The organism is Crossiella sp. S99.2, from assembly GCF_023094165.1.
Classification (GTDB): domain Bacteria; phylum Actinomycetota; class Actinomycetes; order Mycobacteriales; family Pseudonocardiaceae; genus Crossiella.
In genome coordinates, this window is sequence record NZ_JALMDK010000001.1 from 1,048,365 (window position 1) to 1,068,749 (window position 20,385).

General features: G+C 70.6%; 17 protein-coding genes. 10 read left to right on the forward strand and 7 right to left on the reverse strand.

What is annotated here, in order from left to right; translation table 11 throughout:
• The first annotated feature begins 5 nt into the window (after positions 1-5).
• Positions 6-1,196: a sn-glycerol-3-phosphate ABC transporter ATP-binding protein UgpC gene (locus MZC64_RS05165; protein WP_247755875.1), complete on the forward strand. Its 1,191-nt coding sequence runs from the start codon at positions 6-8 to the stop codon at positions 1,194-1,196.
• Between the two features lie 89 nt (positions 1,197-1,285).
• On the opposite strand, the gene MZC64_RS05170 is transcribed toward MZC64_RS05165, so the two are convergent.
• From MZC64_RS05170 to MZC64_RS05190, 5 genes are all read right to left on the reverse strand, one after another.
• On the reverse strand, positions 1,286-3,457 hold the full coding sequence (locus MZC64_RS05170) for a 3-hydroxyacyl-CoA dehydrogenase NAD-binding domain-containing protein (protein ID WP_247755876.1): 2,172 nt from the start codon (positions 3,455-3,457) through the stop codon (positions 1,286-1,288).
• Positions 3,458-3,471: 14 nt separating this feature from the next.
• Entirely contained in the window at positions 3,472-4,686 is a 1,215-nt protein-coding gene (locus MZC64_RS05175) for an acetyl-CoA C-acetyltransferase (RefSeq protein WP_247755877.1), read from the reverse strand.
• A gap of 97 nt (positions 4,687-4,783) precedes the next feature.
• Entirely contained in the window at positions 4,784-5,635 is an 852-nt protein-coding gene (locus tag MZC64_RS05180; protein ID WP_247755878.1) for an oxygenase MpaB family protein, read from the reverse strand.
• Positions 5,636-5,651: 16 nt separating this feature from the next.
• Positions 5,652-6,794: an acyl-CoA dehydrogenase family protein gene (locus MZC64_RS05185; protein ID WP_247755879.1), complete on the reverse strand. Its 1,143-nt coding sequence runs from the start codon at positions 6,792-6,794 to the stop codon at positions 5,652-5,654.
• A 158-nt stretch (positions 6,795-6,952) separates the two neighbouring features.
• Positions 6,953-8,059 carry a CaiB/BaiF CoA-transferase family protein gene (locus tag MZC64_RS05190; protein ID WP_247755880.1) on the reverse strand — a complete coding sequence of 369 codons (1,107 nt, stop codon included), beginning with the start codon at positions 8,057-8,059 and terminating at the stop codon, positions 6,953-6,955.
• A gap of 81 nt (positions 8,060-8,140) precedes the next feature.
• On the opposite strand from MZC64_RS05190, the gene MZC64_RS05195 reads away from it, so the two are divergent.
• The 3 genes from MZC64_RS05195 (at position 8,141) to MZC64_RS05205 (ending at position 12,225) form a co-directional block, all read left to right on the forward strand.
• Entirely contained in the window at positions 8,141-8,875 is a 735-nt protein-coding gene (locus MZC64_RS05195) for a MerR family transcriptional regulator (RefSeq protein ID WP_247755881.1), read from the forward strand.
• Positions 8,876-8,916: 41 nt separating this feature from the next.
• On the forward strand, positions 8,917-11,247 hold the full coding sequence (locus MZC64_RS05200) for a LuxR C-terminal-related transcriptional regulator (protein ID WP_247755882.1): 2,331 nt from the start codon (positions 8,917-8,919) through the stop codon (positions 11,245-11,247).
• Positions 11,248-11,472: 225 nt separating this feature from the next.
• Positions 11,473-12,225 carry an STAS domain-containing protein gene (locus MZC64_RS05205; RefSeq protein ID WP_247755883.1) on the forward strand — a complete coding sequence of 251 codons (753 nt, stop codon included), beginning with the start codon at positions 11,473-11,475 and terminating at the stop codon, positions 12,223-12,225.
• Here the strand turns inward: MZC64_RS05205 and MZC64_RS05210 are convergent.
• Positions 12,194-13,039, reverse strand: coding sequence for a chromosome partitioning protein ParB (locus tag MZC64_RS05210; RefSeq protein ID WP_247755884.1), 846 nt, complete (start codon positions 13,037-13,039; stop codon positions 12,194-12,196). The two genes, MZC64_RS05205 and MZC64_RS05210, sit on opposite strands and share 32 nt — an antisense overlap.
• A complete protein-coding gene (locus MZC64_RS05215) occupies positions 13,029-13,706 on the reverse strand; it encodes a metallophosphoesterase (RefSeq protein ID WP_247755885.1) in 678 nt (225 codons plus the stop codon). The genes MZC64_RS05210 and MZC64_RS05215 overlap by 11 nt, the downstream gene beginning before the upstream one ends.
• A gap of 70 nt (positions 13,707-13,776) precedes the next feature.
• Between MZC64_RS05215 and MZC64_RS05220 the strand changes: the two genes are divergently transcribed.
• From MZC64_RS05220 to MZC64_RS05245, 6 genes are all read left to right on the forward strand, one after another.
• Positions 13,777-14,277, forward strand: coding sequence for a hypothetical protein (locus MZC64_RS05220; protein WP_247755886.1), 501 nt, complete (start codon positions 13,777-13,779; stop codon positions 14,275-14,277).
• 91 nt (positions 14,278-14,368) lie between these two features.
• Positions 14,369-15,298 carry a superoxide dismutase gene (locus MZC64_RS05225; RefSeq protein ID WP_247755887.1) on the forward strand — a complete coding sequence of 310 codons (930 nt, stop codon included), beginning with the start codon at positions 14,369-14,371 and terminating at the stop codon, positions 15,296-15,298.
• A gap of 92 nt (positions 15,299-15,390) precedes the next feature.
• On the forward strand, positions 15,391-16,476 hold the full coding sequence (locus MZC64_RS05230; protein ID WP_247755888.1) for a DUF2332 domain-containing protein: 1,086 nt from the start codon (positions 15,391-15,393) through the stop codon (positions 16,474-16,476).
• A 195-nt stretch (positions 16,477-16,671) separates the two neighbouring features.
• The gene (locus tag MZC64_RS05235; RefSeq protein WP_247755889.1) at positions 16,672-18,393 is read left to right on the forward strand and encodes an ABC transporter permease subunit; all 1,722 of its coding nucleotides are present in this window, start codon (positions 16,672-16,674) and stop codon (positions 18,391-18,393) included.
• 17 nt (positions 18,394-18,410) lie between these two features.
• Positions 18,411-19,676: a nitrate/sulfonate/bicarbonate ABC transporter ATP-binding protein gene (locus tag MZC64_RS05240; protein ID WP_247755890.1), complete on the forward strand. Its 1,266-nt coding sequence runs from the start codon at positions 18,411-18,413 to the stop codon at positions 19,674-19,676.
• A complete protein-coding gene (locus MZC64_RS05245; protein WP_247755891.1) occupies positions 19,673-20,377 on the forward strand; it encodes an MgtC/SapB family protein in 705 nt (234 codons plus the stop codon). Before MZC64_RS05240 ends, MZC64_RS05245 begins: the two co-directional genes overlap by 4 nt.
• Positions 20,378-20,385: the final 8 nt, after the last annotated feature.

The window sequence follows — 20,385 nt, forward strand, 5'->3', positions numbered from 1 at the left end:
GAGTCGTGGCCGACATCGTGTTGGACAAGGTGACCAAGAAGTACCCGGACGGCGCGCTCGCCGTCTCGGAGGTGAACGTCGAGATCGCCGACGGCGAGTTCATCATCCTGGTGGGTCCCTCTGGTTGCGGGAAGTCCACGACGCTGAACATGATCGCGGGGCTGGAGGACATCACCTCCGGCGAACTGCGCATCGGTGGTGAGCGCGTGAACGAGCGGGCGCCCAAGGACCGGGACATCGCGATGGTGTTCCAGTCCTACGCGCTCTACCCGCACATGACCGTGCGGGAGAACATGGCCTTCCCGTTGCGGCTGGCCAAGGTGGACAACGCCACGGTGACCCGCAAGGTCAACGAGGCCGCCGAGGTGCTCGACCTGGGTCAGCACCTGGACCGCAAACCGGCGAACCTCTCCGGTGGCCAGCGGCAGCGGGTGGCGATGGGCCGGGCGATCGTGCGCAGCCCCAAGGCGTTCCTGATGGACGAACCACTGTCCAACCTGGACGCCAAGCTGCGCGTGCAGATGCGCACCGAGGTCTCCCGGCTGCAGAAGAAGCTGGGCACCACCATGGTCTACGTGACCCACGACCAGACCGAGGCGATGACCCTCGGCGACCGGGTCGTGGTCATGCGCGGTGGCCTGGTGCAACAGATCGGCGCTCCGCAGTTCCTCTACGAGAACCCGGCGAACCTGTTCGTGGCCGGTTTCATCGGCTCGCCCGCGATGAACTTCATCCCGGCGCGGCTGGAGGAGGGCCGGGCCTGTAGCGGACTGGGCAAGATCCCGCTGTCCGACCGGGTCCGCCGGCTGGTCGAACAGGCGGGCGCGGGCCGAGAGGTGATCATGGGCGTACGCCCCGAGCACTTCGAGGACGCCGCCGTCGTCGACCCGGCCGCCAAGGCCCGCGGCGCGGTGTTCACCGCGCACGTGGACGTGCTGGAGTCGATGGGCTCGGACAAGTACGCCTACTTCACCGTCTCCGGCGAGCGGGCCAGCTCGGCGGAACTGGAGGAACTGGCCGCCGACGCCGGCCTGACTGACCTGGGCTCCAGCTCAGCCGAAGGCAGCGCCATCATCACCCGCCTGTCCGCGGCCTCCACCGCCACCGAAGGCCAGCACCTGGAAGTCTGGTTCGACCCGGACAAGATCCAGCTCTTCGACCCCCAGTCCGGCAAGAACCTGACCTACTCAGCCTGACCCATTCCCACAACGGCCAACGAGCCGTACCACAGCGGCCAACACTCCGAAGGGCTCCAAGCTCTTCGGAGTGTTGGCCGCTGTGAGGGTTAGGCGCCGAGGAGTTTTTCTCGGGCTGAGGGGTCGGAGAGGACGGCGGGTGGGGTGAAGCGGGCGCCGTATTTTTCGGCGAGTTGGGTGGCTCGGGTTACGAAGCCGTCCACGCCGCCTTCGTAGCCGAAGATGTACTGGATCACGCCGCCGGTCCAGGCTGGGAAGCCGATGCCGAAGATGGAGCCGATGTTGGCGTCCGGCACTGAGGTGAGCACGCCCTCCTCGAAGCAGCGGACCGTTTCGATCGCCTCGATGAAGAGCATGCGCTCCTTGAGGTCGGTGAAGGGCAGCTCGTTCGGGGTGGCCGGGAAGTGCTCGGCCAGGCCCGGCCACAGGCCGGTGCGCTTGCCGTCGGCGTAGTCGTAGAAGCCGGCGCCGCTGGACTTGCCCTTGCGGTCGAACTCCTCGACCAGGCGGTCGATGATCTGCTCGGCCGGGTGGGACACCCAGGTCTGGCCCGCGGCCTCGAAGGCGGCCTTGGTCTCGTTGCGGATCTTGCGCGGCAGGGTGAGGGTCAGCTCGTCCATCAGCTGGAGCACCGGGGCTGGGTAACCGGCCTGGGCCGATGCCTGCTCGATGCTGGGCGCCGGCACGCCCTCGGCCAGCATGGCCACGCCCTCGTTGAGGAAGGTGCCGATCACCCGGCTGGTGAAGAAGCCGCGGCTGTCGTTCACCACGATCGGGGTCTTCTTGATCTTGAGCACCACGTCGAATGCCTTGGCCAGCGCCTCATCGCTGGTGTGCTCGCCGCGGATGATCTCCACCAGCGGCATCTTGTCCACCGGGGAGAAGAAGTGCAGGCCGACGAAGTCCGGCCGCCGGGACACCCCCTCGGCCAGGCCGGTGATCGGCAGCGTGGAGGTGTTGGAGGCCAGCAGCGCGTCCGGCGCGACCACCGGCTCCACCTCGGCGAAGACCTTGTGCTTCAACGAGACGTCCTCGAAGACCGCCTCGATCACCAGGTCCGCGCCTGCCAGGTCGGCGGCGTTGTCGGTGGGCGTGATCCGGGCCAGCACCTCGGCCCGCTTGTCCGCGGTGAGCTTGCCCCGGGAGACCGCCTTGTCCAGGATGCCCTCGGAGTAGGCCTTGCCCTTCTCCGCCGCGGCCGGCGAGACGTCCTTGAGCAGGACCTCGATCCCGTTGCGGGCGCAGACATAGGCGATCCCGGCGCCCATCATGCCCGCGCCGAGCACCGCGACCTTCCGCGGTTCGTACTTGGCCACGCCCGCCGGGCGGGAGCCGCCGTTGTTGATGTGCTGCAGGTCGAAGAAGAACGCCTTGATCATGTTCTTCGAGATCTGCCCGGCGGCCAGCTCGGTCAGGTACCGGCTCTCGATCACCAGCGCGTTGTCGATGTCGACCTGGCTGCCCTCGACCGCGGCGCACAGGATGTTGTGCGGCGCCGGGTAGTGCGCGCCCTTGAGCTGCTTGCGCAGGTTGGCCGGGAACGCGGGCAGGTTCGCCGCGAACTTCGGGTTCGACGGGGTGCCGCCGGGGATCTTGTGTCCCTTGACGTCCCAGGGCTGCACCGCGTCCGGGTTGGCCTTGACCCACTCCTTGGCGCGGGCGATCAGCTCTTCGCGGTTGCCCACCAGCTCGTCCACGATGCCGGTTTCCCTGGCCTGCGCCGGCCGCAGCTGCTGGCCCTGCAACAGCAGTTTCAGCAGCGCGTCGGCGATGCCGAGCATGCGCACGGTGCGGGTGACACCACCGGCGCCGGGCAGCAGGCCCAGGGTGACCTCGGGCAGGCCGAACTTGCTGCGGCCGTCGTCGATGGCGATGCGGTGGTGACAGGCCAGCGCGATCTCCAGGCCGCCGCCCAGCGCGGTGCCGTTGAGCGCGGCCACCACCGGGCGGCCCAGCTTCTCCAGCCGCCGCAGCTGCGCCTTGATCTCGGTCAGCCCGGTGAAGAACCGCTGCGCGTCGGCCGGGGTCACCTGGCGCAGGTCGTTGAGGTCGCCGCCGGCGAAGAAGGTCTTCTTGGCCGAGGTGATCACCACACCGGTGATCTGCTCGCGCTCGGCCTCCAGCCGGTCGACGGTCTCGGCCATCGAACGGTGGTACCGCTCGTTCATCGTGTTCGCGCTCTGCTCAGGGTCGTCCAGGGTGAGCAGGACGATGCCGTCCTCGTCGACGTCCCAGCGGATGGTGGAGGTGTGTTCCGACATGTCGCCTTCCGCTCTCAGAGTCGCTCGATGATGGTCGCGACGCCCATGCCGCCGCCGATGCACAGGGTGACCAGGCCGTACCGGCCGCCGCGTCGCTCCAGCTCGTCCAGCACGGTGCCCAGCAGCATCGCGCCGGTCGCGCCCAGCGGGTGGCCCAGCGCGATCGCGCCGCCGTTGACGTTGACCTTCTCGTGCGGGATGTCCAGGTCCCGCATGAACTTCAGCACCACCGCGGCGAATGCCTCGTTCATCTCGAACAGGTCGATGTCGGCCGCGGTCAGCCCGGCCAGGCCGAGTGCCTTGCGGGCGGCCGGGGCCGGACCGGTGAGCATGATCGTGGTGTCCGCGCCGCTGAGCGCGGCCGCGACGATCCGCCCGCGCGGGGTCAGGCCCAGTTCGGCGCCCGCCCGCTCGGAGCCGACCAGCACCAGCGCGGCGCCGTCGACGATGCCGGAGGAGTTGCCGGCGTGGTGCACGTGGTTGATCTTCTCCACGAAGTGGTACTTCTGCAGCGCCACCGCGTCGAAGCCGCCCAGCTCGCCGATGCCGGCGAAGGAGGGCTGCAGTCCGGCCAGCGCCTGCGGGGTGGTGCCGGGGCGCAGGAACTCGTCCCGCTCCAGCACGGTCAGCCCGTTGCGGTCGCGCACCGGGACCACCGAGCGGTCGAAGTACCCGTTGGCCTGGGCCTTGCCCGCGCGGCTCTGCGACTCCACCGCGAAGGCGTCCACGTCATCGCGGCTGAAGCCCTCGATGGTGGCGATCAGGTCCGCGCTGATGCCCTGCGGCACGAAGTCCACCGCGTAGCTGGTCTCCGGGTCGTGGAACCAGGCGCCGCCGTCGGAGCCCATCGGCACCCGGGACATCGACTCCACGCCGCCCGCGATGACCAGTTCCTCCCAGCCGGAGCGGACCTTCTGCGCGGCCAGGTTCACCGCCTCCAGGCCGGAGCCGCAGAACCGGTCGATCTGCACCCCGGCCACCGTGTCGGGCAGGCCGGCCTTGAGCGCGGCGATGCGGGAGATGACCGAGCCCTGGTCGCCGATGGGCGAGACCACGCCCAGCACCACATCGGAGATCCAGTTCGGGTCCAGGTTCGGATGCCGGGCGCGCAGCTCGTCGATGAGCCCCACGACCAGGCTGATCGGCTTGGTGCCGTGCAGCGATCCGTTCTGCTTGCCGCGACCCCGCGGGGTGCGCACGGCTTCGTAGACAAAGGCCTCTGACGTCATCGGCGGGGAGCCTCCCTGATCGCGGCTCGTGAATCGTGCACTGGTGATGTGACAGTAATGATGTCATGGTAGCCCCGGGAGGCCGGTGAGACCCAACTCACTGGGGTGGTACCCCCAGATCGGTGATCCGGTAGCCCTCGGGGTAGCCAGGGTAGGTGCGGTTGCCCGGGTCCCGCGCGCTGCGCGAGTGGCGCCGCACCGGCAGGTGCCGCACCAGGCGACCCCGTCCGGCCAGCCCGCGTTCCACCGCCTTCTCCAGCCAGGCGGGCTGGCGCGGGAAGCCGAAGGCGCGCAGCAGCGGTTCGTCCATGGCCGCGTACAGCGCGCGGCGCACCGCGGGCCTGCCGAACGCGGGGTACCAGGAGCAGAACAGGTCCACGGTGGCGGTGCCGACGCGTTCATTGGTGTCCCGGTAGTGGAAGTGCTCGCGCTCGTAGTCCCGGTTGAAGGTCTCGAATTTCCCGTAGCCGGCAGGAATGTCTTTGATGCCCATCCGCCTGCCGACCTCGCGATAGAAGTGGAAGGCGGCCAGCCGCTCGTGTTCGTGCAGCGCGCGCCAGCCGTACTTGGCCAGCCACCGGATCGGCTCGTAGACGAAGGTGGACAGCACGTAGAGCATGTCCTCGTTGCTGATCTCGTAGCGGCCGTGCATCTGGTTGATCCGTTGCAGCGCGGCCCGGCCGGACGCGGAGTCGTAGCCGTGCTCGGTCAGCGCGCCCATCAGCAGCAGGGTGTCGTCGTAGCGCCGCTGCGGGCGCTGTGCGAACTCCCGCGTCTTGTCCAGCAGCGCGGAGATGCTCGGCACCGCGTAGGTGCGGAACAACGCGAACTCCAGCGCTTTCCGGTAGTCCCAGGGAAACTCGAAACTGGCGGACAGGCGGTAGATCTCCCAGTGGTCCTCGACCGGGTCGAGGCTTCGGATGATCTCCAGCCGCCGGTAACGCCCCATGGTGCGATCCTTCCCGCTAGAACCCCATCGTCCGGCCGATGATCTCTTTCATGATCTCGGTGGTGCCGCCGTAGATCGTCTGCACCCGGCCGTCCAGGAATGCCTTCGCCACCGGGTACTCGGTCATGTAGCCGTACCCACCGTGCAGCTGAAGGCAGCGGTCCGCCACCTTCGTCTGTAGCTCTGTGGTCCACCACTTGGCCATCGCGGCCTCGTCGATGGCCAGCGCGCCGTTGTTGTGCTCGCTGATGCAGCGGTCCACGAACACCCGGGCGATGGTGATCTCGGTGGCGAGTTCGGCCAGCAGGAACCGGTTGTGCTGGAACTTGCCGATCGGCCGCCCGAACGCCTCGCGGTCCTTGCAGTACTGCTTGGTCAGCTCCAGCACCCGCTCGGCCCCGGCGACCGCGGCCACCGCGATGGACAACCGCTCCTGCGGCAGGTTCTGCATCAGGTAGACGAAGCCCTTGCCCTCCTCGCCCAGCAGGTTGGCCGCGGGCACCCGGACCTCGTCGAAGAACAACTCGGCGGTGTCCTGCGCCTTCTGCCCGATCTTGTCCAGGTTCCGTCCCCGGCTGAACCCGGTCATGCCGCGCTCGACCACCAGCAGGCTGACTCCGTGCGCTCCGGCGTTCGGGTCGGTCTTGGCCGCGACGATCACCAGGTCGGCCAGGATCCCGTTGCTGATGAAGGTTTTCTGCCCGGTGAGGACGTAGTCGTCCCCGTCCCGCACCGCGGTGGTCGCGATGCCCTGAAGATCACTGCCGGTGCCGGGCTCGGTCATCGCGATCGCGCTGATCAGCTCGCCGGAGCAGAACCCGGGCAGCCACCGGCGTTTCTGCTCCTCGGTGGCCAGGTTCAGCAGGTAGGGCAGGATGATGTCGTTGTGCAGCGGCAGGGCCAGCCCACTGGCGCCCGCGCGCACGAGTTCCTCGGCCAGCACGGTGTTGAACCGGTAGTCGAGCGCGCCGCCACCGCCGTACTCCTCGGGCACGGCCATGCCGAGCAACCCGATCCGCCCCGCGGCCAGCCACGCCTCGCGGTCGACGATGCCGTTGTCCTCCCAGCGGGCGTGGTTCGGCTCGATCTCCTTGGCGATGAAGGTGCGGGCCAGCTCGCGGAACTCGTCATGCTCGCTGGTGAAGATCTCGCGGCGCATCGGAGTCTCCTGTCGGTGCGGCCGCGGCGGCGCGGCCGGAAGTGGTGTCAGGGGCGTGGTGCGGGGCCCAGGGCCGCTGGGCCGTCGAGTTGGCCCAAGTGGGACGACCAGTTGGGCCAACTATGCGTACGACTTGGGCCAACTCGGCGCTGGCGGGGTCAGGCATGCCGGGGGACGCCCCAGTCCGACAGGACTTCCTCGGTGTGCTGGCCGGGGGTGGGGGGTGCGGCGGTGGGGGTGTTGGGGGTCTTGGAGAAGCGGGGGGCGGCGGCGGGCTGGGGGACGCCGTCGCGGGTGGTGAAGGTGTCGCGGGCAGCCAGGTGTGGGTGGCTGGGGGCTTCGGACAGGGTCAGCACGGGGGCGGCGCAGGCGTCACTGCCGTCGAAGACCTTGGTCCAGTGGGACAGCGGGTGGGCGGCGATCGCGGTGGCGATCTGGCCGCGGAGTTCCGGCCAGCGGGCCGGGTCGTGCTGGGGTGGGGCGGTGTCGGTGAGGTCGAGTTTGGCCAGCAGCTCGGCGAAGAACTGGGGTTCGATCGCGCCCACGGCCAGGTGGCGGCCGTCCGCGGTGGGGTAGACGTCGTAGTACGGGGCGCCGGTGTCGAGCATGTTGACGCCGCGCTGGTCCTGCCAGCCCCCGCTGGCGAGCATGCCGAAGATGAGGGTGGACAGGTGCGCGGTGCCGTCCACGATGGCGGCGTCGACCACCTGGCCCTGGCCGGTGGTCTTGGCGTTGAGCAGCGCGGCCAGCACGCCGACCACCAGGTACATCCCGCCGCCGCCGAAGTCGCCGAGCAGGTTGAGCGGGACCTGGGGCGGGCCGTCGGCGCGGCCGATGGCGCCCAGCGCGCCGGTCACCGCGATGTAGCCGATGTCGTGGCCGGCCATGGCCGACCAGGGGCCGTCCTGGCCCCAGCCGGTCATCCGGCCGTAGACGAGCTTGGGGTTGCGGGACCAGCAGTCCTCGGGGCCCAGGCCCAGGCGTTCGGTGACGCCGGGGCGGAAGCCCTCGATCAGCACGTCGGCGCGTTCGACCAGGTCCAGGACGGTGTCCCGGTCGGCCGGGTCCTTGAGGTTGGCCAGCACCGAGCGTTTGCCCCGGTTGAGCAGGTCGTAGCGGCCGCCGCCGCCGGTGAGCGCGGTGCCGCCGGGGCGTTGCACGATCACCACATCGGCGCCCAGGTCGGCGAGCAGCATGCCGGCGAAGGGGCCAGGACCGAGCCCGGACAGCTCGACCACCCGGATCCCGCTCAGCGGGCCAGCCATGCCGTACCTCCGTCAGGTCAACGTGCCGTGATGAGTGTGACATCATCACTGTCACACCAACAGGGGTGTATTGTCCACTCCGTGCTCAACGCCGCCGATCCGATGCTCACCGTGGACGAGCTGGCCGCGCGTGCCGGGATGACCGTGCGCACGGTTCGCTTCTACGCGGGCAAGGGCATGCTGCCGCCGCCGCAACTGCGCGGCCGGGTCGGTCTGTACGGCCCCGAGCACCTGGCCCGGCTGGACCTGATCCGCGAACTGCAGAACCTGGGCTTCACCCTGGCCGCGGTCGAGCGCTACATGGCCCGGCTGGAACCGGATGCCACCGTGCAGGACATCGCCCTGCACGGCGCGCTGGTCGCGCCCTGGGCGGCCGATGAGTACGAGGAGATGGACCGGGACGCGGTTGACCGGCGGGCCGGGCGGCGGCTCACCGACGCGGAGCTGGGCAGGCTGGTCATGCTGCACGTGCTGGAGGACCTGGGCGAGGGCCGGTTCCGGGTGGCCAGCGCGGTGGAGTTCTCCCTGGCGCTGGAGCTGGTCGACCTGCCGATGCCGTTCGAGCTGCTGATGGACGCCGGCGAGGTGATCAACAAGCACGCCGAGCGGATCGCGCTGGACCTGCGCAAGCTCTTCGCCGACCGGGTGCTGCGGCCCTACCGGGAACACGGCGGTCTGCCCGAGGAGCGCGAGCAGTTGATCGTCGCCCTGCGCAAGTTACGCCCGGCCACCACCCGGGCCGTGGTCACCGCGTTCCAGCAGGCGGTCGACCGGGCGATCAAGGAAGCGGTGGACCGGTCGGGCGCACCACGCTGACCGTGGTTGATTGACTACCCCTGGCAACCTAGGGTCGTCCCGTGGGGAGCGCGCTGTCACCGCGACCGGCGGGGAACCTGCCGGCCGAGGTGAACACCTTGGTGGGGCGCCGTCCGGATATCGCCGAGGTCAAACGACAACTCAGCGGCACCCGGCTGCTCACCCTGACCGGGGTGGGCGGGGTCGGCAAGACCAGACTGGCCGCCCGCGCCGCCGCCGAACTGCGCCGCTCCTTCCGGGACGGGGTCTGGCTGGTCGAACTGGCCGACCTGACCGGTCCGGAACTCGTGCCGCACGCGGTGGCCACCGCGCTCGGCCTGCACGACGACACCGGCCGGGACCGCCTTGAGGTGCTCGCCGAACAACTGCGTGCCCGGACCCTGTTGCTGGTGCTGGACAACTGCGAACACCTCCTGGACGCCTGCGCCACGCTGGCCGCCCGGCTGCTGCGGGCCGCGCCGGGGTTGCGGGTGCTGGCCACCAGCAGGCAACCGCTGGGCGTGGCCGGGGAACAGGTCTGGCCGGTGCCACCACTGGTCGTGCCCGATCCGGCCGCGGACGCCCAGCCGGACACCGCGCTGACCCTCTTCGCCGAACGGGCCACCGCGGTGGCCCCGGACTTCGCGCTGACCGCGGAGAACCGGCCCACCGTGGCCCGGCTGTGCCAGCAGCTGGACGGCCTGCCGCTGGCCATCGAACTGGCCGCGGTGCGAGTGCGCGCGCTGACCGTCGGCGAGATCGAGGAACGCCTGCACGACCGCTACGGCCTGCTCACCGGTGGCAGCCGGGCCGCCCTGCCCAGGCACCAGACCCTGCGCGCCGCGGTGGACTGGAGTTTCGAGCTGTGCGCCCCGCGCGAGCAACTGCTGTGGGCCCGGCTCTCGGTCTTCGCCGGCACCTTCGACCTGGCCGCGGCCGGTGCGGTGTGCAGTGGCGACGGGCTGCTGGTGGAAGAGGTCTTCGACCTGGTCGCCGGGCTGGTGGACAAGTCGATCCTGAGCCGGGAGGACCACCCCGGCGGCGCCCGCTACCGGCTACTGGAGACGCTGCGCGAGTTCGGCAGGGAGAAGCTGGGCGCGGCCGCCCGGTCCACCGTGCGGATCAAGCACTGCGGGCACTACCTGCGGCTGATCGAACGGGCCGAGCACGAGTGGTTCGGGCCGCGGCAGCTGGAGACCTTCCGCTGGCTGGAGTCCGAGCACGCCAACCTGCGGGCCGCGCTGGAGTTCTGCCTGAGTGAGGCGGACCGGACCGAGCACGGGCTGCGGCTGGCCGGGGCGCTGTGGTGCTACTGGGCGGGCTGCGGTTACCTGGCCGAGGGCGGCTACTGGCTGGGCCGGGCGCTGGAGCTGAGCCCGGCGGACCACCCGGCCCGGCGCAAAGCGTTGTGGGTCAACGGTTACGTGGCCACCCTGCAGGGTCGGGTGGACATCGCGGTGGCCGCCCTGACCGAGGTCAGGGCGCTGGCCGAGGCCGACGGCGACGACATGGCGCTGGCCTACGCCATCCACCGGCAGGGCTGCCTGAGCCTGATCGGCGACGACCTGGACCAGGCGGTCGAGCTGTTCGAGACCGCGATGGCGCACTACCACCGGCTCGGCCTGCTCGATGGGCACGTGCTGATGTGCTACGTCGAACTGGCCGTGGCGCTGGCCTTCCGCGGCGAGTTCGACCGCGCCGCCGAGCTGTGCCACGCCGCCTGCGCGCTGAGCACCGCGGCCGGTGAGCACTGGGCCCGTGCCTACGCCACCTTCTGCCTCGGCCTGGTCGACTTCTGCCGCGGTGACCTGGCCGCCGCGCGGGCGGGCGCCTGTGCCGCGCTGCGGGCCAAGCGGGACTTCCACGACCTGCTCGGCATCGTGCTCGCGGTGGAGCTGCTGGCCTGGGTCGCCGCGGCCGAAGGTCAGCCGGAGCGGGCCGCGGTGCTGCTGGGCGCGACCGAGGCGCAGTGGGGCGCGGTCGGCTATCCGCTGTTCGGCTCGCGCTACTTCACCGAACCGCACGCCCGGTGCGCGGACACCACCAGGGCGGCCATCAGCGCGGCCGCCTTCACCGCGGCGCACGAACGCGGCCGGGATCTGACCACCGACGCCGCCATCGACCTGGCCCTGGGCGAACGCCCGGCTGCCCGGCCCCGGCCGGACCGGACGGCCGAGCCCAGCGTGCTGACCAGGCGGGAGCGGCAGGTCGCCGAGCTGGTCGCGGAGGGCCTGTCCAACAAGGAGATCGCCGACCGGCTGGTGATCGCGGTGCGCACCGCCGAGGGCCACGTGGAGCGGATCCTGCAGAAACTGGGCTTCAGCTCGCGGGCCCGGATCGCGGCCTGGGTGGCGCACCGGCGTGGTCACCCCGGCGGTTCGGGCCAAAGATAGGTATTTATCCCGTCCTTTCGGCGGCGCGCGGGACCGACGATGTCAGGCAGAGGGTTCCACCCCCCCGGGAGCCCTCAGGACCGGCGCGACGCGTTTGCTGACCCCTGCGTGGCCGTGCCGGAGGCGGGTGGCGTCGATGTCCGAACTCCCCCCTCGAATCGACGCCACCGCCACTAATCCCTGATCAGAGTCCTCGCGGGCCGCCCGAGATCGAGGCTGGAGATGATGTCGGTCGAGGACAGCGTCCTGGCGACCAAGATCGAACCCCGGGGTGCCGCCGCGGTGCTGCGGGTGGACGGTCTGCTGGATTCCAGCTCCTACCCGCAGTTGCGCGATGTGCTGCTGCACGCGGTGGATCCGGCCCCGCACGCGCTGGTGGTCGACCTGTCCCGGCTCACCGCGCACACGCCGGCGCCGCTGTCGGTCTTCGCCGTGGTCCGGCTGTCCGTGGCCCGCTGGCCGGGGGTGCCGCTGCTGCTGGCCGAGCCCGGCCCGGAGCTGCGGGCGGTGATGGAGCGCAGCACCGTGCTGGAGTTCGTGCCGGTGTTCCCGACCGTGGATCAGGCGCTGGCCTCGGTGCTGGACGCGCCGCCGCGCGACCGGGTGCGGTTCAGCGTGCCGGTGCGCCGGGTCAGCCCGCCGTGGATCGCCGAGGTGGTCGGCGAGGTGTGCCGGAACTGGGGTGTGCCGCGGGCCGCGGGGCCGGCGACCACGGTGGCCGAGCAGCTGATCTTCGAGGCGCTGGCCGGGGACGCCTCCTGGGGCGATGGCCTGCTGTTGCGGGTGGAACTGTGCGACGGGCTGCTCACCGTGGCGGTGCGGGTGGACGACCCGTTCCTGCCCCAGCTCGGCGGCGGTGTCGACCGCGGCCGGGAGCTGGCCGCGGTCGCGCACACCTGGGGCTACACGCCCACCGGCGACGGCAGGCGAGTCGCCTGGGCCACGATCAAGACCGCATCCGGTCCCGCAGCGCGTTGACCACCTCATCGCTCCACCGGTGCGTGCGGATCAGCCGGTAGCGCTCGCCGCTGACCACCAGGTACGCCTCGGCCTCGGTGCGCTCGCCGATGAGGTCGGCCTGCCGCAGCATGCCTGCCACCGGGGTGAACTCCTCGGCGAACCAGCGTCGCGCGATGGTGGCCCGGTCGCTGAACTTGCCCTCGTCCTGCATCAGCCGGAAACCCCAGGCCTCGATCGACTCGCCCAATTCGGCGTAGTCCCACGGATCGCTCATCACCACCGCGGCCCGCGCCTGCCCGACCAGCGGCACCCGCTCCAGGAAGATCCGCCGGTAGTCCTTGACGATCAGGTCGCCGCGGTGCCGCACGCCGTAGGGATCCAGTTTGGTGCGCACCTCGGTCACGTAAGCCTCGATGGTGCGCAGGCCCAGCGCGTGCGCCACCGAGACCCGGTGGTGCCCGTCGTTGACGAAGTGCAGGTCGCCGATCCGGTAGACCTCGATCGGCGGCACGCTCTCCCCGCGCCGCTGGGCCAGCGCCAGCCGCTGCCAGCGTTCCCGCACCCTGGCCGAGGTCGGCCGGAACCGGCGGTCGAAATCCCTGGTCCGGTCCACGCTGCCGACGATCGAGTCCAGCCGGATCACCTGCAGTCCGAGCCGCCGCTCGCTCTGCCTGCCGAGCGCGGCCACCACCTCGTCGAAGGGCAGCATGATGTTCACGTCGTCGGGCTCCCGGCGCAGCCAGGCGGCCAGCCGGGACAGCACCTGCCGCCGCCGGGCGCGCAGGAAGTCGTGCTCCGCGTCGGCCCGCGGGAAACCGGTGTCACCGCGCACGCCGAACCTCCTCGGTCGATCCGATGTCCAGCAGGTGATAGCCCACAACGTTGCGCACCAGCGTGTCGCCGAGCCGACGATCGGGTGTCGTTTCACCGTGCGGGTGAATGTGGCCGTGCAGCAGCAGTCGCGGGCGCAGCCGGTGCACGGTGTCGTGCAGGCAGGCGAAGCCGCGATGCGGCGGATCGTCCCGGTCCCCGCAGTCCAGCGGCGGGGAATGGGTGAGCAGCAGGTCCACCGGTTTGCCGTCGCGCAGCCTGCGCCAGTTCGCCTGCCGGACCAGTCGCCGGGCCCGCCGGGCCTGCTGGCGTTCGGTCCACTGGTTGGGCCCGGTGTTGTACCGGATCGAGCCACCCAGTCCGGCGATGCGCAACCCGGCCACGTCCACCACCGCGCCGTCGATGTTGGCCGCCCCGGCCGGGCCCGGCCAGCGCGCTGGCATGCCGTCCCTGGTCCACAGACCACGCACGTTGCTGTAGCCGGACAGGTCGGGATCGTGGTTGCCCGGCACGAACACGCATGGCCGGTCCAGTGCGCTGACCAGGTATTCCAGGTAGTCGAACGGCAGGTCGCCTGCCCCGAGGATGAGGTCGACCCGGTGCTGGCGGACCTGCTCGGTCCAGAGCTGCGCCACCACCTCGTCGGAGACCACCAGCACCCGCGTCATGGGGCCGAGGGTAGGCCGTTCGGCCGCCGGGTGCGGTAGCTTGCCGGGGCAGTCCAGCCAGGGGGAGACGATGACGCAGCCGCGGTACCACCAGGTCCTTCCCGGGCAGGCGAACCGCCCGAGCGAGGTCTCGATCGCGATCGGGCTCAACTACCTGCTCGCGCTCGGCATGCTGGCCTTCGGCGCGGTCATCCTGGCCGCGAGCATCGGCGGCGAGGGCAGTCTGGTCGTGATGATCCCGATCGCGGTCATCGTGGCCGGTCCCGGCCTGCTCAACCTGCTCGGCGCGTTCTCCCTGGCGCACCAGGACTTCCCCAACCTGCAGCAGTCCCAGCTGGCCACCGCGCTGCCGATCCTGATCTGCTCGATCGGCCTGGTCCGCTCGCTGATGCGGGGCATCTCGGTCGGGCTGCTGCCCGCGCTGGGCACCTTTGTGATGCTCGCGGCGTGCGTGGCGGTGCTGGTCCTGCTCAGCCGCCCTCGGGTGCGGCTGTGGGTCCGGCTGACCCATGAGGATTCCATCCGGCGGGGTGTCGTTCCACGCAACGGACCGCGCACCATGAACCCCTGAATCCCCGTCGCGCCAACATCTTCAGCGAACCATCAGGTGGGTCCGACAGGGTCCAGCTGTCAGGTTTCGCCCTGGGTGAGAGGAACAAGCGATGCGCGTTCGGAGACTGTTGGCGGGGACCGCGGTGGTGGTGACCGCGCTGGCCGGGGCGCCGGTCGCGGTGGCCGGAACGGCGCCCTTCCCGACCGAGTTCGCGCTACCGAACGGGTTCCAGCCGGAGGGCGTGGCCATCGGCGGGACCAGCGCCTACTTCGGGTCCAGAGTGGACGGTTCGATCTACCAGGTTGACCTCGCCAGCGGCAAGGGCACGGTGTTCAGCAAGGGGCCCGGCACGCCATCGCTGGGTCTTAAGACCGACTGGCGCGGCCGGCTGTTCGTCGCCGGCGGCACCGGCGGGGACGCGCGGGTGGTGGACACCCGGTCCGGCAAGGTCCTCGCCAGTTACGCCTTCGCCGAGGCGGGCAAGAGCTTCATCAACGACGTGGTGCTGACCCCGGGCGCGGCCTACTTCACCGACTCGCGCAACCCGGCGCTGTACCGGCTGCCGCTGGGTCGCGACGGCGCGCTGCCCGCCGCGGACAAGTTCACCAAGATCCCGCTGACCGGGGACTTCGCCCAGGTCGGCGAGGGGGTCAACGCCAACGGCCTGGTCACCACGCCGGCCGGGGACGCCTTGCTGGTGGTGCAGTCCAACACCGGCAAGCTGTTCCGGGTCGACCCGCGCACCGGTGTGGCCAAGGCGGTGGACCTGGGTGGCGCGCTGCTGACCAACGGCGACGGCCTGCTGCGCAACGGCCGCACGCTCTACGTGGTGCAGAACCGGCTCAACGTGGTCACCGAGTTCAAGCTCGCCGCGGATGGCGGCAGCGGCAAGCTGACCCGGTCGATCACCGACCCGCGCTTCGACGTGCCAGCCACCGTCGCCCAGTTCGGTCACCGGCTGTACCTGCCGAACGCCCGGTTCACCACTCCGCCCACGCCGACCACGCCCTACAACGCGGTCGCGGTCGACATTCGGTAGTGATCAGCGGCACCCCCGGCGACGCTGGGCAGCAGGGTGAAAACCCTTGGGGGGACTGCCGATCAGCGCGCCGGGGGACTAGCCTCGCCTCTGTGCTCGTGGAGCTTTTCCAGGATGCCGCCCGTGGTTGCCGCCAGCGGAGTCCGCTCAACCACGCCTTGCTGACCGCCGCTGCCGAAGATCTGGCCGCCGGTGGCGTCACGGCGTCGGTGATGGCGGGATCCGAGCGGGACCGCCGCGGAACTGTCCCCGGTCTGCGATTCGCAGGCTCACTGCATCGGCTGGTGCTGGAGGGCAAGGCCCCCGGCCTGGCAAAGCATTACCCCAGCGTCGGTGGCGCGACTGATCTGGGCAAGCTCTGGTCGGACGCCGAACCGGTGCTGGCCGAGTACGCCGACGAACTGCGTGGCCTGGTGCGCTCCACGGTCGTGCAGACCAACGAGCCCGGCCGCACCGCCCCGCTCTACGGCGGGCTGCTGGTGGCCGCCGGCCGGGCGGCCCAGGCCGCCGGGCGCACCGAGCCGTATCCGGTGCGGCTGCTGGAGATCGGCGCGAGCGGCGGGCTCAACCTGCGCCCGCACCGGGTCGGCTACCGGCTCTCCGACGGCCGGGTGCTCGGGGACAAACGCAGCCGGTTGCAGCTGGACCCGGAGTGGACCGGCCTGCCGCCCACCGACCTGGACGTGCCGCTGGAACTCGTCGAGCGCGCCGGTTGTGACCTCAAGCCGGTGGATGTGTCCACTTTGGATGGTCAGCGGCAGCTCTCCTCCTTCGTCTGGCCGGACCAGCTGGATCGCTGGCGCCGGTTGCAGCGCGCGATGCGGCTGGCCGTGGACGATCCGGTGAAGGTGGAACGCGCCGCCGGACCGGACTGGCTGCGGCGGCACCTGGCCCAGCCGCGGCCGGGCGTGCTCACCGTGGTCTGGCATTCGGTGGTGTGGCAGTACGTCTCGCCCGCGCAGCGCGCGCAGGGGCGGACCGTGCTGGCCGAGGCCGCGGCACAGGCCACGCCGGAGAGTCCGCTCGCGCTGCTGGTCTACGAACCCAGGGAACGGGTGGGCGGATTGTTCCGGTTCGACCTGTTGCTGCGGTTGTGGCCGGCTGGAATTTCTCTCCACCTCGGCAGCGGGTCCGGACATGGGATCCCGTTCACATGGGACGAGCAACGCTGGAGCTGATGCGGAATCGCTGCTAGCCTGCTGAAGGTTTGCTCGATTTCGCGCGCTAGGAGGTGATCGCCCATGACTCTCGGTGATCCTCCTAGTAGTCGCTTCTGACTTCTTTCTTTCCTTATTTCCCGGTGCGCCCTGAGCTGGCGTAGCCGGTGACTTCTGCTGCCCTTTTCCGGCTTTCGCACAGTTCGGAACCTTGTCATGTTCGCAGTCCTTGGCGTGCCCGCACGCCGTCGTACCGTCCCGGTTGACGCCGCCGTCGCGCTCGGCGTCGGCCTGCTGCTCTACCTCGCCATCCGCCTCGGCGCGGGCACTCTCGACCCGCTGCCCGCCGACCACTCACTGGCCCGGATCAGCACTGATCCCGCGGTGCTGCCCTACTACGCGGGCCGGACGCTGCTGCGCATGTTCGCCGCGTTCGCGCTCTCGCTGGCCTTCACCATGGTGGTGGGCACGCTGGCGGCGCGGTCCCGGCGGGCCGAGCGGGTCATCCTGCCCGCGCTGGACATTCTCCAGTCGGTGCCGATCCTGGGCTTCCTGTCCATCACGATCACCGGTTTCATCGGGCTTTTCCCCGGCTCCACCCTCGGCGTGGAATGCGCGTCGATTTTCGCCATCTTCACCTCGCAGGCATGGAACATGACCTTCGCCTGGTATCAGGCATTGCGCGCCCAGCCACGGGAACTCGGTGAGGCCGCGACAATGCTGCGGCTGACCCGCTGGCAACGGTTCTGGAAGCTGGACGCGCCGAGCACGGTGATTCCGCTGTTGTGGAACGGAATGATGAGTTTCGGCGGCGGCTGGTTCTTCGTGGTGGCCGCCGAGGCGATCAGCGTGCTCAACCAGACCTACGCGCTGCCCGGCATCGGCTCCTACGTGGCCGCGGCCACCGAACGCGCGCAGGACGACCGGCTGCTGCTCGCGATCGGCGCGATGGTGTTGCTGGTGCTGGCGGTGAACCTGCTGTTCTGGCGGCCGCTGACCGCCTGGGCCGAGCGGTTCCGGATCGAGGAGGCCGAGGCGGCGACCGCCCCACGCAGCCTGGTGCTGGACCTGCTGCGCCGCTCCAGCCTGCCCCGCCGCCTGGCTGCGCTGCTGCGACCCCTCGGTGCGGGGCTGGACCGGGTGGCCAGGGTGTTCGGCAGGCCGCGGGCGGACTGGTCGGTGGCGCCGGGTCGCCGCCGGTTCGGGGACGCGCTGCTGCTGGTGGCGGTGCTGGCCTTGCTGAGCTGGGGCACGGTGTCCGCGGTCGGCTACCTCTCCGGCACCGCGAGCTGGGCCGATGTCGGCGAGGCGGCCTGGCTGGGGCTGGTCACCTTCGGCCGGGTGCTGCTGATCGTGGCGGTGTCCTCGCTGGTGTGGGTGCCGATCGGGGTGTGGATCGGGCTGCATCCGAGGGTGTCCCGGCTGGCCCAGCCGGTGGTGCAGGTGCTGGCCAGTTTCCCGACCAACTTCCTGTTCCCGTTCGTCACCGCGTTGCTGATCGGCACCGGCGTCACGCTGGACTGGGGCGGCATCCTGCTGATGAGCCTGGGCGCGCAGTGGTACGTGCTGTTCAACGTGATCGCCGGGGCCAGCGCGATCCCGGCCGACCTGCGGGAGGCCGCCGCGGACCTGCGGTTGCGCGGCTGGCTGCGCTGGCGGCGGCTGATCCTGCCCGGGGTGTTCCCGGCCTGGGTGACCGGCGCGCTGACCGCGGCGGGCGGGGCGTGGAACGCCTCGATCGTCTCGGAGTACGTCTCCTACGGCGGGGACACGCTCACCGCCACCGGCCTCGGCGCCTACATCAAGACCGCCACCGAAGGCGGGAACCAGCCGCACATCCTGATCGGCGTCGTGGTCATGAGTGTCTACGTCGTCGCCCTCAACCGGCTTTGCTGGCGGCCATTGCAGGCCCACGCCCAGCGCCGCTACCGCCTCTGAGCACAAGGAGTACCGAGATGACCATCGTGGCGCTGGAGCACGTCTCCAAGAACTTCACCGGCCTGCCCGTGCTGGCCGACATCAACCTGGAACTGCGCGCGGGTGAGGTGGTGGCGCTGCTGGGCAAGTCCGGTTCGGGCAAGTCCACCCTGCTGCGCACCATCGCCGGACTCGTCGAGCCCAGCAGCGGCCGGGTCAGCTACCGCGGCGAGCAGTTGCGCGGGGCCAACCCCGGCACCGCCATGGTGTTCCAGAGCTTCGCGTTGCTGCCCTGGCTGACCGTGCGGGAGAACGTCGAACTCGGTCTGCAGGCCAGGGGCGTCGCGCCGGCGGAACGGCGGCGGCGGGCCGAGGAGATGATCGACCTGATCGGGCTGGACGGGTTCGCCGGGGCCTACCCGAAGGAACTCTCCGGCGGCATGCGGCAGCGGGTCGGCTTCGCCCGCGCGCTGGTGCTGGAGCCGGACGCGCTGCTCATGGACGAGCCGTTCTCCGCGCTGGACGTGCTCACCGCGGAGAACCTGCGGAGTGAGCTGATGGCGTTGTGGGGCAGCGCGAAGTTCCCGACCAGGGCGATCTGCGTGGTGACACACAACATCGAGGAGGCGGTGCTGCTGGCCGACCGGGTGCTGGTGCTGGGCGCGAACCCAGGCCGGATCACCGCGGAGATCAGCGTGCCGCTGAGCAGGCCGAGGGACCGGCGCGGCGCCGGATTCCTGGCTGTCGTGGACCAGATCTACACCGCGCTCACCGGGTCCGCGGCCGGCCGCTCGATCCCGGACCCGCGCACCCCGCTGATGCGCCCACTGCCCGAGGCCACCGTCGGCGGCCTGGCGGGACTGGTCGAGCTGGTCGCGGGCAGCGGCGGCCGGGCCGAGCTGCCCGAGCTGGCCGCCAAGCTGTCCTTCGAGGTCGACGACCTGATGCCACTGGTGGACGCGGCGGGCATGCTCGGCCTGGTCCAGGTGGCAGGCGCGGGCGCGCACCTGACCCTGGAGGGCCAGGCCTGGGCCGAGGCGAACATCCCGGACAGCAAGCGCCAGTTCGCCAAGCTGGCCGAGGCCAACGCCCCGCTGATCGGCATGATCACGCACGCCTTGCGCACCAGCCGCACCGGCCGCCTGCGGCAGACCTTCTTCCTGGATCTGCTGCGCCGCGGCTTCACCCAACAGGAGGCGATGCGGCAACTCGCCGTGGCGGTGGACTGGGGACGCTACGGCGAGCTGTTCGACTTCGACGCGGTCGCACACGAGTTGGTGCTGGCGGATGGGGAGCGGTCATGACGTTGCTGTGGTGGGAGGTCGGCGCCCGCCTGGGCTCGGCCCTGGTACTCGGTTCGGTGATCGGCCTGGAACGGCAGTGGCGGGCCCGGATGGCCGGCCTGCGCACCAACGCCCTGGTGGCCACCGGCGCGGCGCTGTTCGTGCTGCTCAGCGTGCTGACCCCAGGAGAGGGCAGCCCCACCCGGATCGCCGCCCAGGTGGTCTCCGGCATCGGTTTCCTGGGCGCCGGTGTGATCATCCGCGACGGCGTCAGCCTGCGCGGCATCAACACCGCCGCCACCATCTGGGGCGCCGCGGGCGTGGGCTGCCTCTCCGGCGCGGGCCTGTACCCGATCGCCGCGGCAGGCGCGGTGGCGATCGTGCTGGCCAACGTGGTCCTGCGTTCCCTGGCCCGCAAGGTGGACCGCACCCAGTCCGAGACGGATCGCCGCTACCTGTACGACTTCAAGGCGGTCTGCCGGGACGCCGAGGAGGCGCACATCCGGGCCCTGGTGGTCCAGTCGGTGACCTCGGCCGGATTTGTGTTGCAGGGCCTGGAAAGCGAGGACCTGGGCGCCTCCGGCAAGGTCGAGGTCACCGCGAGACTGTCCGGCAAGGGCAAACAGGGCACCGAACTCGAATCCGCGGTCAGCCGGATGAGCCTGGAACCCGGGATCAGCTCGGTCAGCTGGCGAGTGGTCGAATCCGACCCAGAGCTGTAGCCCGCTCA